This is a genomic window from Pseudomonas sp. B10, assembly GCF_900156235.1.
GTDB lineage: Bacteria > Pseudomonadota > Gammaproteobacteria > Pseudomonadales > Pseudomonadaceae > Aquipseudomonas > Aquipseudomonas siliginis.
The window spans coordinates 4,810,608-4,828,564 of the sequence record NZ_LT707063.1 but is presented as its reverse complement, the minus strand read 5'-3'; the positions used below and the strand labels follow the sequence as shown (position 1 = coordinate 4,828,564).

Genomic DNA, 17,957 nt, shown 5'->3' with positions numbered 1-17,957 from the left:
GAAAAAGCACGAGCGCCTTTACTTGCAGCTTGAAGCTTGCAGCTCGGGGCTGCTGTTAGAAATGAATGACTGTGCGGATGCTCTTGCCTTCGTGCATCAGGTCGAACGCCTTGTTGATATCTTCCAGGCCCATGGTGTGGGTGATGAAGGTATCCAGCGGGATTTCGCCGCTCTGGGCCATGTCGACGTAGCTCGGCAATTCAGTACGGCCACGCACGCCGCCGAACGCCGAACCGCGCCAGACGCGACCAGTGACCAACTGGAACGGACGGGTAGCGATTTCCTGGCCGGCACCGGCGACACCGATGATGACCGACTCGCCCCAGCCTTTGTGGCAGCACTCAAGCGCGGCGCGCATCAGTTGCACATTGCCGATGCACTCGAAGGAGAAGTCAACGCCGCCATCGGTCATGTCGACGATTACTTCCTGGATCGGACGATCAAAGTCTTTCGGGTTCACGCAATCGGTGGCACCGAGTTGTTTGGCGATTTCGAACTTGGCTGGATTGATGTCGATGGCGATGATCCGCGCAGCCTTGGCTTTCACCGCGCCGATCACGGCCGACAAGCCGATACCGCCGAGACCGAAGATGGCCACGGTGTCACCCGGTTTGACCTTGGCGGTGTTGAGCACGGCGCCGATACCGGTGGTGACGCCGCAACCGAGCAGGCAGACCTTTTCCAGCGGCGCGTCTTTGGAGATCTTCGCTACGGAAATTTCCGGCAGTACGGTGTACTCCGAAAACGTCGATGTGCCCATGTAGTGGAAAATCGTTTCGCCCTTGTAGGAAAAGCGCGAAGTGCCGTCCGGCATCAGGCCCTTGCCTTGGGTGGCGCGAATCGCCTGGCAGAGGTTGGTCTTGCCCGACTTGCAGAATTTGCACTGGCCGCATTCCGGGGTGTAGAGCGGAATGACGTGATCGCCGACGGCAACCGATGTCACGCCCTCGCCGATCGCTTCAACGATGGCGCCACCTTCGTGGCCAAGGATCGACGGGAAGATGCCTTCCGGATCCGCGCCGGACAAGGTATAGGCGTCCGTGTGGCAAACGCCGGAAGCGACGACGCGCAGCAATACTTCACCGGCCTTGGGCATGGCGACATCGACTTCTACGATTTCCAGCGGCTTCTTGGCCTCGAAGGCAACGGCGGCGCGCGACTTGATCATGCTGACTCTCCAATGAATCCAGTAAATATAAAAGCAGACAGACAGTGTAGTTCAGCGTGCCCTGAGGAATAATCCGGACGAAAGCAAAACATTATTGCCATACAGGGATAATCCAAGTGTCGGAAAACCGCTGGGAAGGCATCGACGAGTTCGTTGCCGTCGCCGAATGCAACCAATTCACCGCCGCTGCCGAGCGTCTTGGGGTTTCTTCCTCCCACGTCAGTCGACAAATCGTACGGCTTGAAGAGCGTTTGCAGACGCGCCTGCTCTACCGCAGTACCCGTCGCGTAACGCTGACCGAAGCCGGGCAGACTTTCCTGCAACATTGCCAGCGCCTGCAGGACGGTCGCGAAGAAGCCTTGCGCGCGGTAGGCGATCTGACCAGCGAACCGAAAGGCATGCTGCGCATGACCTGCGCGGTGGCCTACGGCGAACGTTTTATCGTGCCGCTGGTGACTCGCTTCATGGGGCTGTACCCGCAGCTACGCATCGATATAGAGCTGAGCAATCGCCAACTGGATCTGGTGCATGAAGGGCTGGACCTGGCGATCCGTCTGGGTCGGCTACAGGATTCGCGCCTGGTCGCGACACGTCTGGCGCCACGAAGAATGTACCTGTGCGCGTCGCCTTCCTACCTGGAACGGTATGGGCGCCCACACAGCTTGTCGGAATTGAGTCGGCACAATTGCCTGATTGGCAGTTCGGATATCTGGCAACTGGAACAGAACGGGCGGGAATTTTCCCAACGGGTGCAGGGCAACTGGCGTTGCAACAGTGGGCAAGCGGTATTGGATGCAGCCCTGCAGGGTGTCGGGTTGTGTCAGTTGCCGGACTATTACGTGCTCGAGCATTTGCACAGTGGCGCGCTGATTTCCTTGCTGGAGGCGCATCAACCGCCGAATACCGCGGTGTGGGCGCTGTATCCGCAGCAGCGGCATTTGTCGCCGAAGGTGCGCAAGTTGGTGGATTTTTTGAAGGTGGGACTGGCTGAAAGGCCGGAGTACAAGCTTTGAGTTATTGGTTGCCTGTGCGACCGCTTTCGCGAGCAGGCACGCTCCCACAATTGACCGAGTTCGACAGCTGAATGCATTCCCTCTGTGGGAGCGAGCCTGCTCGCGAAGGCAATGGCACAGCGACCCCAAATCTCAGCGGCGGTTAGCCCACCGCTGGCGCAACCACTCCAGATCTTCCGGCCGGGTCACCTTGAGGTTATCCGCGCGCCCTTCGATCAGACGCGGTGCCAGACCGGCCCATTCCATCGCCGAAGCTTCATCGGTGATCACCGCATCCGCAACCAGGCTGTCGGCCAACGCCCGATGCAACGCGCCGAGGCGGAACATCTGCGGTGTATACGCCTGCCAGATCACGCTGCGATCCACGGTTTCAACCACACGACCGTTTTTATCAACGCGTTTGAGCGTGTCGCGAGCGGGCACCGCCAACAGACCACCGACCGGGTCATCCGCGAGTTCGGCAAGCAACTTGTCGAGATCATCGCGACTCAGATTTGGCCGGGCCGCATCGTGCACCAGCACCCAATCGTCATCCTCGGCACCTTGCGCATGCAGATGCAACAAGGCGTTGAGCACCGAAGCGGAACGCTCCGCCCCGCCGTCCACCCGCTGAATGCGTGGATCGCTGACGCAAGCCAGATTCGGCCAATAGGGATCATCGACAGCAAGACTGACCACCAGGCCCTTGAGGCTCGGGTGATCGAGGAAACAGCCGAGGCTGTGTTCGAGAATTGTGCGCCCGCCCAGTTGCAGATACTGCTTGGGACGGTCCGCGGCCATTCGGGCACCGACGCCCGCGGCAGGAATCACGGCCCAGAAGGCCGGCAGGGAATCGATCATTGGGCCAACTGGTAAAGGGTTTCGCCGTCCTTGACCATGCCCAGTTCGTGACGAGCCCGCTCTTCGACGGTCTCCATGCCTTTCTTCAGCTCGCTGACTTCAGCGTCCATCACCCGGTTGCGCTCCAGCAGGCCTTCGTTTTCGGCATGTTGCTCGGCGATCTGCTGTTTCAGCTCGGCGACCTGCGCCAGACTGCCATTGCCCACCCACAGGCGGTACTGCAGACCGGCCAGGAGCAAGAGCAAAACAAGAAACAACCAGTAAGGACTGCGCATCGAATATCAGGTATCCAGTGAAAAAAGACAGCCACGCATAATGTTGCAGCATCTGATAGCACGAAGCCTGGAAAGATCCAGGCTTGTGCTTAAGGCATCAGATTAGTGGCAAATCCATCGCTGTCACGACTTTTCCGACACAATCCGGTGTCCTTTGATCAGGTTGCGCTTAACCGCGGAACTCGGCACGGCCGTTGTACTTGGCCTTGCCGTTCAACTGCTCTTCGATACGCAGCAGTTGGTTGTACTTGGAAACGCGGTCGGAGCGGCACAGCGAACCGGTCTTGATCTGGCCAGCCGAGGTGCCCACAGCCAGGTCGGCAATCGTCGAATCTTCGGTTTCGCCGGAGCGGTGCGAGATCACGGCGGTGTAGCCGGCAGCCTTGGCCATCTGGATGGCTTCCAGGGTTTCGGTCAGGGTGCCGATCTGGTTGAACTTGATCAGGATCGAGTTGGCGATCTTTTTATCGATGCCTTCTTTGAGGATCTTGGTGTTGGTCACGAACAGGTCGTCGCCCACCAGCTGGGTCTTCTCGCCGATCTTGTCGGTGAGGATTTTCCAGCCTGCCCAGTCAGACTCGTCCAGACCGTCTTCGATGGAGATGATCGGGTAACGCTCGGTCAGACCTTTGAGGTAGTCGGCGAAACCTTCAGCAGTGAACACCTGGCCTTCACCGGACAGGTTGTACTTGCCGTCTTCGTAGAACTCGCTCGCGGCGCAGTCCAGCGCCAGGGTCACGTCGGTGCCCAGCTTGTAACCGGCGTTGGCCACGGCTTCGGAGATCACTTTCAGCGCGTCTTCGTTGGACGCCAGGTTCGGCGCGAAACCGCCTTCGTCACCAACGGCGGTGCTCAGGCCACGGGCCTTCAGCACAGCTTTCAGGTGATGGAAAATCTCGGTGCCCATGCGCAGACCTTCCGAGAAAGACTTGGCGCCGACTGGCTGGACCATGAATTCCTGGATGTCGACGTTGTTATCAGCGTGCTCGCCACCGTTGATGATGTTCATCATCGGGACCGGCATCGAGTACACACCCGGGGTGCCGTTGAGGTTGGCGATGTGTGCGTACAGCGGCAGATCCTGATCCTGCGCAGCTGCCTTGGCCGCAGCCAGCGACACGGCGAGGATGGCGTTGGCGCCCAGGGTCGCCTTGTTTTCGGTACCGTCGAGCTTGATCATCGCTTGGTCGAGGGCTTTCTGGTCGCTCGGGTCGGTGCCCAGCAGCAGATCGCGGATCGGACCGTTGATGTTGGCTACCGCCTTGAGCACGCCCTTGCCCAGGTAACGGCTCTTGTCGCCATCACGCAGCTCGAGCGCTTCACGCGAGCCAGTGGATGCACCGGACGGCGCGCAGGCGCTACCGATGATGCCGTTGTCGAGAAGCACGTCCGCTTCCACGGTGGGATTGCCACGGGAGTCGAGAACTTCACGACCTTTGATGTCGACGATTTTTGCCATTGTTGTAAACACTCCAAAGTTGACGAAAACGACGCAGCTAGAGGAAATCTTTATCGTCGGCAAGCGAAGTACAGCGGGCAGACTTGCAGACGACAACGCTCACGCCCGAGGGCATGAGCGACAAATCGTGCGGTACTTTACCGGAGAATCGAGCGTTACGCGGTTTCTACCGTCGGAAAACTCTTCACCAGTTCGTCCAGAGCTTTGAGCTGGGCCAGGAATGGCTCCAGTTTGTCCAGACGCAAGGCGCAAGGGCCGTCGCATTTGGCGTTGTCCGGATCCGGATGCGCTTCGAGGAACAGACCCGCCAGCGACTGGCTCATGCCGGCCTTGGCCAGATCGGTGACCTGCGCACGGCGACCGCCAGCGGAGTCGGAACGACCGCCAGGCATTTGCAGCGAGTGGGTCACGTCGAAGAACACCGGGTATTCGAACTGCTTCATGATGCCGAAGCCGAGCATGTCGACCACGAGGTTGTTGTAGCCGAAGCTCGAACCACGCTCGCAGAGGATCAACTGATCGTTACCGGCTTCCACGCACTTGTTCAGGATGTGTTTCATTTCCTGAGGCGCGAGGAACTGGGCTTTCTTGATATTGATCACGGCATTGGTCTTTGCCATCGCGACAACCAGATCGGTCTGGCGCGACAGGAAGGCCGGCAACTGAATGATGTCGCAGACTTCAGCGACGACCGCAGCCTGGTCCGGCTCGTGGACGTCGGTGATGATCGGCACGCCGAACGCTTGCTTGATGTCCTGGAAGATGCGCATGCCCTCTTCCAGGCCAGGACCGCGATACGAGGTCACAGAAGACCGGTTGGCCTTGTCGAAGCTGGCCTTGAACACGTAAGGGATACCGAGTTTTTCGGTGACCTTTACGTACTCTTCGCAAACCTGCATGGCCATGTCACGGCTTTCCAGCACGTTCATGCCGCCGAACAGCACCATGGGTTTGTCGTTGGCAATCTCGATGTCGCCGACGCGGATGATCTTCTGTGCCATCGGGTTACGCCTTCTTCTGGTGTTGAGCCAACGCGGCTTTGACGAAACCGCTGAACAGCGGATGGCCGTCGCGTGGGGTCGAGGTGAACTCAGGGTGGAACTGGCAGGCGACGAACCATGGATGATCCGGCGCTTCAACCACTTCGACCAGCGCAGCATCGGCGGAGCGACCGGAGATTTTCAGGCCGGCTTCGATGATCTGCGGCAGCAGGTTGTTGTTCACTTCGTAACGGTGACGGTGACGCTCGACAATCACATCCTTGCCGTAGCAATCGTGCACTTTGGAGCCCGGCTCGAGCAGGCATTCCTGAGCGCCGAGGCGCATGGTGCCGCCCAGATCGGACGCTTCGGTACGCACTTCGACAGCACCGGTGGCGTCTTCCCACTCGGTGATCAGACCGACAACCGGATGGCCGCTGGCACGATCGAACTCGGTGGAGTTGGCGTCTTTCCAGCCCAGTACGTTACGGGCGAATTCGATGACCGCCACTTGCATGCCCAGGCAGATGCCGAGGTACGGAACCTTGTTTTCGCGAGCGTACTGAACGGCAGTGATCTTGCCTTCAACGCCACGCAGACCGAAGCCGCCCGGCACCAGAATCGCATCAACACCTTCGAGCAGCGCAGTGCCCTGGTTCTCGATGTCTTCGGAATCGATGTAGCGCAGGTTGACCTTGGTGCGGTTGCTGATGCCGGCATGGCTCATCGCTTCGATCAGCGACTTGTAGGCGTCGAGCAGTTCCATGTACTTGCCGACCATGGCGATGGTCACTTCGTGTTCCGGGTTCAGCTTGGCATCGACCACTGCGTCCCACTCGGACAGATCGGCGCTGCCGCATTGCAGACCGAAACGCTCGACGACGAAATCGTCCAGGCCCTGCGAGTGCAGGATGCCCGGGATCTTGTAGATGGTATCGGCGTCTTCCAGCGCGATTACCGCACGCTCTTCAACGTTGGTGAATTGCGCGATCTTGCGACGCGAGGACACATCGATCGGGTGATCGGAGCGGCACACCAGCACGTCTGGCTGCAGACCGATCGAACGCAGTTCCTTGACGGAGTGCTGGGTCGGTTTGGTCTTGGTTTCGCCAGCAGTGGCGATGTACGGCACCAGCGTCAGGTGCATCAGCATCGCGCGCTTGGCGCCGACTTCGAAACGCAACTGGCGGATGGCTTCGAGGAATGGTTGCGACTCGATGTCACCGACGGTGCCACCGATTTCAACCATCGCCACGTCAGCGTCACCGGCACCTTTGATGATGCGACGCTTGATTTCGTCGGTGATGTGCGGGATCACCTGGATGGTTGCACCCAGGTAGTCGCCACGGCGCTCTTTGCGCAGCACGTGCTCGTAGACACGGCCGGTGGTGAAGTTGTTGTTCTGGGTCATGGTCGTGCGGATGAACCGCTCGTAGTGCCCCAGATCCAGGTCGGTCTCGGCGCCGTCGTGGGTGACGAACACTTCACCGTGCTGGAACGGACTCATGGTGCCTGGATCGACGTTGATGTACGGATCCAGCTTCAGCATGGTGACCTTAAGCCCCCGCGCCTCCAGGATAGCCGCCAATGAAGCCGAGGCAATGCCTTTCCCCAATGAAGAAACAACACCGCCCGTGACGAATATGTAGCGCGTCATGAAAAACCCTAGAAGTCTGCGTTAAAGCGGAACGAGCCGCCGGGGAAAGCGAAGGAAGGCCGAAGCCCCCGATCACCTGCATTAATCACAGTGCACCTTTCGAAAAAACCGCCGCGTTGTGACAGACCGGCAGATGAAACACCGGTACGTTGCTCGCTACACATTTTTTGGAATCGCCCAGCAAAGACTGCTTGGTAATCGGCAACTCCTGCAATTCAGGCGAATCCACAGAAGTTGTATCAAGAAGGGAGCGTAGTCTACCGGAATGCTCCTTTCAGCTCAAACCTTGATCTTCGTCTGTTGGCTGCCAGTGCAATGTCCAGCCTTCGTCCATCTGACCAGCAAGACCCGGCAGGTTCGCCACGGCGAGCAACTCTTCGCCACGAAACAGCAGCGGCAATCTGCCACGCACGAAGGCCGGGACCGCGCGCTCGTTGAGCAGACGCTTGAGATCACGGCTGCCGCGCTCAGCCAATTGCATGACCTCACCGCCCTGCCGATAGGCAATACGCAAAGGCCCGGATGGAGCATGCCCGTGGAGCATGACGCGTCCGTTATCCGGCAAGCGTAGCGCTGAAGTCGGGGTCTGCCAGTCGGCGCCGATCACTGGCGTGCGCAACCAACTGTCGCTCAGCCACCAGACGCGACCGGCGCTGCGGTGCAGCTCTCCGTCGGCCAGACGCCAGATCGGTGAAGCGTCGGCGCCGGCATTGCACAGCGTTGTCCAACCCGACCAATGGTCAGCGTCTGGCAGCCGGGTCAACGGTTCGAGCCAGTAGCTGAGGGCATTTCGCTGGCGCGCGTCAGACAACGCCATCAATGGTGTCAGCTCCAGCGATGGCACACCCAGCCAAGCGAATTCATGGGGCGTTTCGGCTTGGGCGAGATCGATCTGCGCCAGCTCATCAAGCAAGCCCTGCGCCTCACGCAGATGCGCAGCCGTGCGCGCCATGCTGGCCTGCGCTTGCGGCCAGCGTTCGGTGAGGACCGGCATGACTTGATGGCGCAGATAGTTGCGCGAAAACTGCCGGTCCTGGTTCGACGGGTCTTCGATCCAGCGCAACTGATGCGCTTGTGCATAACCTTCCAGCTCAGCACGGCTGACATCCAGCAACGGTCGAACCAGCATGCCCTGCCCCACTGGGCGCTGCTGCGGCATGGCCCCGAGCCCGCGTACACCGGCACCGCGCAACAGCCGAAACAGCAGCGTTTCCGCTTGGTCATCGCGGTGCTGGCCAGTCAGCAACACGTCATTGGTCTGCGTCAGCGAACTGAACGCGGCATAACGCGCATCCCGCGCCGCCCGCTCCAGGCTCGCCCCGCCCTTTACGGTCACCCGCTCCACTTGCAAAGGAATGTCCAGCGCATCGCAAACGGCCTGGCAATGTTGCGGCCACGCATCGGCTGCAGCCTGAAGGCCGTGGTGGATATGAATGGCGCTGAGCGCAGGGAGGGATTCGGTGTTCGCCAGAGTGGCGAGCAGATGCAGGAGGACGGTGGAATCGAGGCCGCCGGAGAAGGCGACGCGCCAGTGAGCGACGTTGCGCCAGGGCTCAAGGTTCAGCAGAAGACGGGATGGCAAATCAATCGGGGACTGGCCCATAACTTTCTCTTTGCCCCAATCAAATGTAGGAGTGAGCCTGCTCGCGTTAGCGGTGTAACAACCAACACATGGGTTGAATGTTACACCGCTATCGCGAGCAGGCTCACTCCTACACGGGATAGCGCTCGACTTAGAGACCGTAGCTCATCAGGCGATCGTAACGGCGCTTGAGCAGCGCTTCGTTATCGAACTGCTTGAGCATCGCCAGTTGCGAGCTCAGTTCGGCGCGGATCGAAGCGGCGGCAGCAGCCGGGTCACGATGGGCGCCGCCCAGTGGCTCGCTGATCACTTTGTCGACGATACCCAGGCCTTTCAAACGCTCAGCGGTGATGCCCATTGCCTCAGCGGCATCCGGTGCTTTCTCGGCGGTCTTCCACAGGATCGATGCGCAACCTTCCGGCGAGATCACCGCGTAGGTCGAATATTGCAGCATGTTCAGTTGATCGCAGACGCCGATGGCCAGTGCGCCGCCGGAACCACCTTCACCAATTACAGTGGCGATGATCGGAGTCTTCAGACGCGCCATCACACGCAGGTTCCAGGCAATCGCTTCGCTCTGGTTGCGCTCTTCAGCGTCGATGCCAGGGTAAGCACCCGGTGTGTCGATGAAAGTCAGGATCGGCATCTTGAAGCGCTCGGCCATCTCCATCAGACGGCAGGCCTTGCGGTAGCCTTCCGGACGCGGCATGCCGAAGTTGCGGCGAACTTTCTCACGCACTTCACGGCCCTTCTGGTGGCCGATGATCATCACCGGCTGGTCTTCCAGACGGGCGATACCGCCAACGATGGCAGCGTCGTCGGAGAAGTGACGGTCGCCGTGCAGTTCGTCGAACTCGGTGAAGATGTGCTCGATGTAATCGAGGGTGTAAGGGCGTTTCGGGTGACGCGCCAGGCGTGCGATCTGCCAGCTGGTCAGCTTGCCGAAGATGTCTTCGGTCAGCGTCTTGCTCTTGTCCTGCAGGCGGGAGATCTCATCGCCGATATTCAGCGAATTGTCATTACCGACCAAGCGCAACTCTTCGATCTTGGCTTGCAGGTCGGCGATCGGCTGTTCGAAATCTAGAAAATTCGGGTTCATAGGCGTCCGTCTTGGGTCGTGTCCCAAGTGAGCTTGGGCCGGCCGGTTGTCTATTCGCGCCCTACCTTAAGGGAGAGGCGCGCTGAGGTCGAGATTAAAAATTCAGGTTGCGGGCAAGCGCCATGATGGCACTTGCCGGTCAACGGTATTGGAGGAAGACGTTGTCTCGCCCGAACTGGTCACGCAGGGCTTGAATCAAGGTATCCGCCGGGTCGATCCGCCAAGTCTCGCCGAACTGCAGCAAGGTCTTCGCATCCGGGCTGGTGTACTCCATGGTCACCGGGCACGCGCCGCGATGACGCTTGAGCAGTTCGCCCAACCAGCGTAGCTGATCGCCTTTGAGATCCTGGGTGTGCAGCTTCAGGCGCAGGCTCTCGGCCAGATTGGTCCGCGCATCTTCCATGCTCATCACCCGCTTGACCCGCAGGCGCAGGCCGCCGGAGAAGTCGTCATTGCTGACCTCGCCTTCGACCACCACCATCGCGTCGGTCTGCAGCAGCGATTGCGCCGAATGGAACGCATCGGCAAACAGCGACGCTTCGATCCGCCCGGAGCGGTCGTCGAGGGTGATGAAACCCATCTTGTCGCCCTTCTTGTTCTTCATCACCCGCAGGGCAATGATCATCCCTGCCACGGTCTGTGTGTCGCGTGCCGGTTTCAGGTCGATGATGCGCTGGCGGGCGAAACGGCGGATCTCGCCTTCGTATTCGTCGATCGGGTGACCGGTCAGGTACAGGCCCAGGGTGTCTTTTTCACCCTTGAGGCGTTCCTTGAGGGTCAGTTCCTTGGCCTTGCGATGGGACGCGTAGACGTCGGCATCCTCTTCGACGAACAAGCCGCCAAACAGATCGGCGTGGCCACTGTCGTGGGTCCGCGCAGTCTGCTCGGCCGCCTTGATCGCCTCTTCCATCGCCGCGAGCAATACCGCGCGGTTACGGTCGATGTTGGCCTGATAGGCCTTTTGTTCGTCGTGGAAATACGGGCCGAGGCGATCCAGCGCGCCGCTGCGAATCAAGCCATCAAGAGTTCGTTTGTTGATGCGCTTGAGGTCGACCCGCGCGCAGAAATCGAACAGATCCTTGAACGGACCGGCCTGACGCGCTTCGGTGATCGCTTCCACCGGGCCTTCACCGACGCCTTTGATCGCGCCGAGGCCGTAAACGATGCGGCCGTCGTCGTTCACCGTGAACTTGAACTCCGAAGTGTTCACGTCCGGCGCGTCGAGGCGCAGCTTCATCGTCCGCACTTCCTCGATCAAGGTCACGACCTTGTCGGTGTTGTGCATATCCGCCGAAAGTACCGCGGCCATGAACGGCGCCGGGTAGTGAGCTTTCAGCCAAGCTGTCTGGTAGGACACCAGGCCGTAAGCGGCGGAGTGGGATTTGTTGAAGCCGTAACCGGCGAATTTCTCCACCAGGTCGAAAATGTTACCGGCCAGATCCGCGTCGATGCCGTTGGTCGCGCAACCCTCGATGAAGCCGCCGCGCTGCTTGGCCATTTCTTCGGGCTTTTTCTTACCCATCGCCCGACGCAGCATGTCCGCACCGCCGAGGGTGTAACCGGCCATGACCTGGGCAATCTGCATCACCTGTTCCTGATACAGGATGATGCCGTAAGTCGGAGCCAGTACCGGTTTGAGGCCGTCGTACTGGTAGTCCGAGTGCGGATAGGCCAGTTCGGCGCGACCGTGCTTACGGTTGATGAAGTCGTCCACCATGCCCGATTGCAGCGGACCGGGACGGAACAGTGCAACGAGTGCGATCAAGTCTTCCAGGCAGTCGGGCTTGAGCTTTTTGATCAGCTCTTTCATGCCCCGGGATTCAAGCTGGAACACCGCCGTGGTTTCGGCTTTTTGCAGCAACTGATAGGTCGGCTTGTCGTCGAGCGGGATAAAGGCGATATCCAGCGGTGGCTCGTTGACCTTGGCGCGGTCGCGGTTGATGGTTTTCAGCGCCCAGTCGATGATCGTCAGGGTACGCAGGCCGAGGAAGTCGAACTTCACCAGACCGGCGGCCTCAACGTCATCCTTGTCGAACTGGGTCACCAGACCGTCGCCGGCCTCGTCGCAATAGATCGGCGAGAAATCGGTCAATTTGGTCGGCGCGATCACCACACCACCGGCGTGCTTGCCGACGTTACGCACCACACCCTCGAGTTTGCGCGCCATCTCCCAGATTTCCGCCGCTTCTTCATCGACCTTGATGAAGTCACGCAGGATCTCTTCCTGCTCGTAGGCTTTTTCCAGGGTCATGCCGACTTCGAACGGAATCATCTTCGACAGACGATCCGCCAGGCCATAGGACTTGCCCTGCACCCGCGCCACGTCGCGGACCACAGCCTTGGCGGCCATGGAACCGAAGGTGATGATCTGGCTCACCGCGTTACGGCCGTACTTCTCGGCCACGTAATCGATCACCCGGTCACGACCGTCCATGCAGAAGTCGACGTCGAAGTCGGGCATGGAAACCCGTTCCGGGTTAAGGAAACGTTCGAACAGCAGGTCATATTCCAGCGGATCGAGGTCGGTGATCTTCTGAACGTAAGCCACCAGCGATCCGGCACCCGACCCACGGCCCGGACCTACCGGCACGCCGTTGTTCTTGGCCCACTGGATAAAGTCCATCACGATCAGGAAGTAACCGGGGAAGCCCATCTGGATGATGATATCCAGCTCGAAATTCAAGCGGTCGACATAGACCTGACGCTTGGCTTCGTAGTCTTCGGTAGTGTCTTTGGGCAGTAGCACAGCCAAGCGTTCTTCGAGACCTTCGAAGGAGACCTTGCGGAAATATTCGTCGATGGTCATGCCATCGGGGATCGGGAAGTTGGGCAGGAAGTGCGTGCCCAGCTTCACTTCGATGTTGCAGCGCTTGGCGATCTCGACGGTGTTTTCGATGGCGTCAGGGATATCGCTGAACAGCTCGAGCATTTCCTCGGCGCTTTTCAGGTATTGCTGATCGCTGTAATTCTTCGAACGACGCGGGTCATCGAGGGCGCGGCCTTCACCGATGCACACACGGGTTTCGTGGGCGGCGAAGTCTTCCTGCTTGATGAAGCGCACATCGTTGGTCGCCACCAGCGGCGCGCCAAGCTTGTCGGCCAGGGCCACGGCGCCGTGCAGTTGTTCTTCGTCGTTAGGACGGTTGGTGCGCTGGATTTCCAGATAAAAACGATCCGGGAACACCGCCATCCACTCGCGCGCCAGCGCTTCGGCTTCCGCCGGGTTGCCGCCGATCATGGCCATGCCGATCTCGCCTTCTTTGGCGGCGGACAGCATGATCAGGCCTTCGCTGGCCTCAGCCACCCACTCGCGCTCGACGATGACCATGCCGTTGCGCTGGCCTTCGATAAAGCCGCGCGAGATCAATTCGGTGAGATTGCGATAACCCTGAGCGTTCATCACCAGCAGGCTGAGGCGGCTCAGCGGTGCATCCGGGTCCTTGTTCGCCAGCCACAGGTCGGCGCCGCAGATCGGTTTGATGCCGGCGCCCATGGCGTTTTTATAGAACTTGACCAGGGAACACATGTTGTTCTGGTCGGTGACCGCGACCGCCGGCATGTTCATGGCGGTCAGCGCTTTGACCAGCGGCTTGATCCGCACCAGCCCGTCGACCAGGGAGTATTCAGTGTGCAGGCGTAGATGAACGAATGAAGCCGGCATAGTGATCCTGTCCAGTTACATAGAGACAACGAGGCCCGGATTGTACCGGGCCTCGAATAAAACATCAGCCTTGCGCCTAAACCTGCGTCAGGCTTTCCCGCGCCTCGTAAGCCAGGCGTACCGGGGCGAACGAGCGGCGGTGAATCGGCGTCGGGCCGAGCCGCGCCAGTGCTTCCAGATGAACGGGCGTCGGGTAGCCTTTATGGCCGCCGATGCCGTAGCCCGGGTAGATCAATTCGAACGCCGCCATTTCGCGATCACGACTGACCTTGGCAAGAATCGACGCTGCCGCGATCGCCGGCACCTTGCCGTCGCCCTGAATCACCGCCTCGGCACGCATCGGCAGATGCGGGCAGCGGTTACCGTCGATCATCGCCAGTTTCGGCTGAATGTGCAGACCGGCAACCGCGCGCTGCATGGCCAGCATGGTCGCGTGGAGGATATTCAGATCGTCGATTTCTTCGACTTCGGCGCGGGCGATGCACCAGCTCAGGGCCTTTTCGCAGATCTCGTCATAGAGCTTTTCGCGCTTGGCTTCGGTGAGTTTTTTCGAATCGTCGAGGCCGAGGATCGGCTGGTTCGGATCGAGAATCACTGCCGCCGTCACCACCGCACCGCACAACGGACCACGACCGACTTCATCAACACCGGCGACCAGTTCTTCGACTTCGGCGACCAGGGTGAAATCCAGGCCCATTTGCATGCTTGTCTTGCTCATTGTGGTTTGCCGATCAGGTCAAGGACGGCTTGCGCCGCCTGATTGGAAGCATCGCGCCGCAGCGTGCGGTGGATCTCGTCGAAGCCGCGGGTCTGTTCCTCGCCGCCATCGATCAATGGCGACAGCGTCTGCGCCAACGCCTCGACAGTCGCATCATCCTGCAACAACTCCGGCACCAGCAAGCGCTGGGCGAGCAAGTTGGGCAGCGACACGTACGGGCTCTTGACCATGCGTTTGAGAATCCAGAACGTCAACGGCGCCAACCGATAGGCCACCACCATCGGTCGCTTGTACAGCAGCGCTTCAAGGGTAGCAGTGCCGGAGGCGATCAACACGGCGTTGCAGGCGGCCAGGGCCAGATGGGATTTACCGTCGAGCAATGTCACCGGCAAATCCCGGCCAGCAAGCAAGGCCTCGAGTTGCACCCGGCGTTCCGGGTTTGCACAAGGCATGACAAAGCGCACGCCCGGACGCATGGCGCGCAGACGTTCGGCGGTGTCGAGGAACAGCGCACCGAGGCGACTGACTTCACCGCCACGGCTGCCCGGCATCAACGCCACCAGCGGACCGTCGGGCAAACCCAGCTCGGCGCGTGCAGCGGCGCGGTCAGCTTGCAGCGGAATGGTATCGGCCAGGGTGTGACCGACGAAACGCACCGGCACGCCTTTCTCTTCGTAGAATTTCGCCTCGAACGGCAACAGGGTCAGCATCAGATCGCAGCCTTCGCGGATCTTCAGCACCCGCTTCTGCCGCCACGCCCATACCGACGGGCTGACGTAATGCACGGTCTTGATCCCGGCCTGACGCAGCTTGAGTTCGATATTGAGGTTGAAATCCGGCGCATCTATGCCGATGAACACGTCCGGCTTCGCGGCGATCAGTGTGGCAATCAGCTCTTTGCGGCGCTTGAGCAATTCACGCAGCCGACCGAGGACCTCCACCAGTCCCATGACCGACAAGCGCTCCATGGGAAAGTACGAGGTCAGGCCTTCGGCCTGCATCAACGGACCGCCGACGCCGATGAACTCGACTGCCGGGTGCTGTGCCTTGAGCGCGCGCATGAGGCCGGCGCCGAGAATGTCACCGGAAGCCTCACCCGCCACCAGCGCAATACGCAGACTGGCCATGATCAGCGGGTGATGCCGCGAGTCGATGCCTGGATCGAATCGCGGAACACGGCGACTTCAGGGAACTGCGCAGACGGCTCTGCCAGCTCGGCCAGCGCCTGCTCGACCGTCAGGCCCTGCCGATAGACCGTCTTGTAAGCACGACGCAAGGCGTGGATCGCGTCTTCGCTGAAACCGCGACGGCGCATGCCTTCGAAGTTCATGCTGCGCGCTTCGGCGGGGTTGCCGAATACGGTGACGAACGCCGGAACATCCTTGCCGATCGCTGTGCCCATGCCGGAAAAGCTGTGGGCGCCGATGTGGCAGTACTGATGCACCAGGGTGAAACCGGAGAGGATCGCCCAGTCGTCAACGTGCACATGCCCGGCCAACGCAGTGTTGTTGACCAGAATGCAGTGATTGCCGATGACGCTGTCATGGCCGATGTGGGCATAGGCCATGATCAGGTTGTGATCACCCAGGGTGGTTTCCGAACGGTCCTGCACGGTGCCACGGTGAATGGTCACGCCTTCACGAATAACGTTGTGGTCGCCGATCACCAGGCGGGTTTCCTCGCCTTTGTACTTCAGATCCGGGGTGTCTTCGCCTACCGAAGAAAACTGGTAGATGCGATTGTGCTTACCAATGCGGGTCGGCCCCTTGAGGATCACATGCGGCCCGATCACGGTACCCTCGCCGATTTCCACACCTGCGCCGATGATCGACCACGGGCCGACCTCGACGCCGTCAGCCAGAACGGCGGACGGATCGATGATTGCGCGAGGGTCAATCAAACTCATACTTTCTGTTCCGCGCAGATGATTTCTGCCGAGCAGACCGGCTTGCCGTCCACCGAAGCCTGGCATTCGAACTTCCAGATCTTGCGCTTGCAGCTGATGAAGGTCGCTTCAAGGATCAGCTGGTCGCCCGGCTTGACTGGCTGGCGGAAGCGCAGCTTGTCGGAACCGACGAAGTAATACAGGGTGCCGTCGGCCGGTTTGACGTCGAGCATCTTGAAACCGAGGATCCCGGCAGCCTGAGCCATCGCTTCGATGATCAGCACGCCCGGCATGATTGGATGCGCAGGGAAGTGACCATTGAAGAACGGTTCATTGATGCTGACATTCTTGTAGGCGCGAATTCGCTTGCCTTCAGTGTCCAGTTCCACCACCCGGTCCACCAGCAGGAACGGGTAACGGTGAGGCAGGTATTCGCGAATCTCGTTGATGTCCATCATTTCAGGGGAAAGCCTATGTAAAGATTGGGAGCGCGACTGACGCGCACTCCTCTAGCAAATCAAGGAGGCAGTCCAGAGGCTGTGCACACTTGATATGGAAATGGTATCAGCCATCAGATGAAGCATTGCCGTCAGGGGTCACTTCCCCAACGCGCTTTTCCAGCTGTTTCAACCGTCGTGCGATGTCATCGAGCTGACGGATGCGGGCCGCGCTTTTGCGCCATTCGGCCGCCGGTTGCATGGCTGTGCCGGAAGAATAGGCGCCTGGCTCGGTAATCGAGTGAGTCACCATAGTCATCCCGGTCAGGAAAACGTTGTCGCAAATATCAATGTGGCCGACCAGACCTACACCGCCAGCGAGCATGCAGTGCTTGCCGATCTTGGTGCTGCCGGAAATGCCGACGCACGCAGCCATGGCGGTGTGATCACCGACCTGGACGTTGTGCGCGATCTGAATCTGGTTGTCGAGCTTCACGCCATTGCCAATCACGGTATCGGCCAGAGCGCCGCGGTCGATGGCGGTGTTCACGCCGATCTCGACATCGTCGCCGATGGTCACGCCACCGATCTGGGCGATTTTCTGCCAGACACCTTTTTCGTTGGCGAAGCCGAAGCCCTCACCGCCGATCACTGCGCCGGACTGAATAACCACACGCTTGCCGATGCGCACATCGTGATAGAGCGTGACGCGCGGAGCCAGCCAGCCGCCTTCACCGATTTCGCTGCGCGCGCCGACTACGCAATGCGCGCCCAGCGTGACCTGTGCAGCGATGCGTGCACCGGCTTCGATCACCACGAACGGACCGATGCTGGCACTTGGATCAACCACTGCGTCCGCCGCGATCACCGCTGTCGGATGAATCCCGCCAGCCGCTTTTGGCTTTGGATCGAACAGATGCGAGATGCGTGCATAGGCCAGGTAAGGGTCCGGCACCACCAGGGCATTACCGGCAAAACCCTCAGCGTCGGCTTCCTTGAGCAGCAGTGCAGCTGCCTGAGAACCGGCCAGGTATTTGCGGTATTGGGGATTTGCCAGAAAGCTCAACTGAGCTGGGCCAGCCTCTTGCAAAGTGGCTAGCCCAGTAATTTGCGTCTCGGGGTCGCCACGCAGGGTGGCGCCGAGGTGCTCGGCCAACTGGCCGAGCCTGATAGTCACGGTCAT

At 60.0% G+C, this 17,957-nt stretch carries 15 protein-coding genes; 1 reads left to right on the top strand and 14 read right to left on the bottom strand.

The features are described from left to right. Positions 1–55: 55 nt before the first annotated feature. Positions 56–1,168 carry an S-(hydroxymethyl)glutathione dehydrogenase/class III alcohol dehydrogenase gene (locus BXA01_RS21805; RefSeq protein ID WP_007908835.1) on the bottom strand — a complete coding sequence of 371 codons (1,113 nt, stop codon included), beginning with the start codon at positions 1,166–1,168 and terminating at the stop codon, positions 56–58. A 116-nt stretch (positions 1,169–1,284) separates the two neighbouring features. Here BXA01_RS21805 and BXA01_RS21800 point away from each other — a divergent pair, with 116 nt between their 5' ends. Then, entirely contained in the window at positions 1,285–2,181 is an 897-nt protein-coding gene (locus BXA01_RS21800) for a LysR substrate-binding domain-containing protein (RefSeq protein WP_076566139.1), read from the top strand. A gap of 132 nt (positions 2,182–2,313) precedes the next feature. On the opposite strand, the gene ispD is transcribed toward BXA01_RS21800, so the two are convergent. The 13 genes from ispD to lpxD all read right to left on the bottom strand — a co-directional run bounded on the left by ispD (position 2,314) and on the right by lpxD (position 17,957). Further along, positions 2,314–3,021, bottom strand: a complete 708-nt coding sequence (gene ispD / locus BXA01_RS21795) for a 2-C-methyl-D-erythritol 4-phosphate cytidylyltransferase (protein ID WP_076566137.1) — start codon at positions 3,019–3,021, stop codon at positions 2,314–2,316. Then, positions 3,018–3,296 (bottom strand): cell division protein FtsB, encoded by a 279-nt coding sequence (ftsB, locus tag BXA01_RS21790; RefSeq protein WP_016771460.1) that lies wholly within the window; start codon positions 3,294–3,296, stop codon positions 3,018–3,020. Before ftsB ends, ispD begins: the two co-directional genes overlap by 4 nt. 169 nt (positions 3,297–3,465) lie before the next feature. Beyond that, complete coding sequence (eno, locus tag BXA01_RS21785) at positions 3,466–4,755, bottom strand: phosphopyruvate hydratase (protein ID WP_041478121.1); 1,290 nt, start codon at positions 4,753–4,755, stop codon at positions 3,466–3,468. A 155-nt stretch (positions 4,756–4,910) separates the two neighbouring features. Next, complete coding sequence (gene kdsA / locus BXA01_RS21780) at positions 4,911–5,756, bottom strand: 3-deoxy-8-phosphooctulonate synthase (protein ID WP_007954807.1); 846 nt, start codon at positions 5,754–5,756, stop codon at positions 4,911–4,913. Between the two features lie 4 nt (positions 5,757–5,760). Beyond that, entirely contained in the window at positions 5,761–7,392 is a 1,632-nt protein-coding gene (locus tag BXA01_RS21775; protein WP_076566135.1) for a CTP synthase, read from the bottom strand. A 274-nt stretch (positions 7,393–7,666) separates the two neighbouring features. Continuing rightward, entirely contained in the window at positions 7,667–8,995 is a 1,329-nt protein-coding gene (gene tilS, locus BXA01_RS21770; RefSeq protein ID WP_076566133.1) for a tRNA lysidine(34) synthetase TilS, read from the bottom strand. Between the two features lie 130 nt (positions 8,996–9,125). After that, on the bottom strand, positions 9,126–10,073 hold the full coding sequence (locus tag BXA01_RS21765) for an acetyl-CoA carboxylase carboxyltransferase subunit alpha (protein ID WP_016771465.1): 948 nt from the start codon (positions 10,071–10,073) through the stop codon (positions 9,126–9,128). 139 nt (positions 10,074–10,212) lie between these two features. Next, entirely contained in the window at positions 10,213–13,734 is a 3,522-nt protein-coding gene (gene dnaE / locus BXA01_RS21760) for a DNA polymerase III subunit alpha (protein ID WP_076566131.1), read from the bottom strand. 76 nt (positions 13,735–13,810) lie between these two features. Then, positions 13,811–14,437: a ribonuclease HII gene (rnhB, locus tag BXA01_RS21755; RefSeq protein WP_076566129.1), complete on the bottom strand. Its 627-nt coding sequence runs from the start codon at positions 14,435–14,437 to the stop codon at positions 13,811–13,813. An 11-nt stretch (positions 14,438–14,448) separates the two neighbouring features. Then, complete coding sequence (gene lpxB, locus BXA01_RS21750; protein ID WP_076566127.1) at positions 14,449–15,579, bottom strand: lipid-A-disaccharide synthase; 1,131 nt, start codon at positions 15,577–15,579, stop codon at positions 14,449–14,451. A gap of 2 nt (positions 15,580–15,581) precedes the next feature. Next, positions 15,582–16,358 carry an acyl-ACP--UDP-N-acetylglucosamine O-acyltransferase gene (gene lpxA, locus BXA01_RS21745; RefSeq protein WP_016771468.1) on the bottom strand — a complete coding sequence of 259 codons (777 nt, stop codon included), beginning with the start codon at positions 16,356–16,358 and terminating at the stop codon, positions 15,582–15,584. Beyond that, positions 16,355–16,795 (bottom strand): 3-hydroxyacyl-ACP dehydratase FabZ, encoded by a 441-nt coding sequence (gene fabZ / locus BXA01_RS21740; protein WP_016771469.1) that lies wholly within the window; start codon positions 16,793–16,795, stop codon positions 16,355–16,357. Before fabZ ends, lpxA begins: the two co-directional genes overlap by 4 nt. A 106-nt stretch (positions 16,796–16,901) precedes the next feature. Then, complete coding sequence (gene lpxD, locus BXA01_RS21735; protein WP_056783213.1) at positions 16,902–17,957, bottom strand: UDP-3-O-(3-hydroxymyristoyl)glucosamine N-acyltransferase; 1,056 nt, start codon at positions 17,955–17,957, stop codon at positions 16,902–16,904.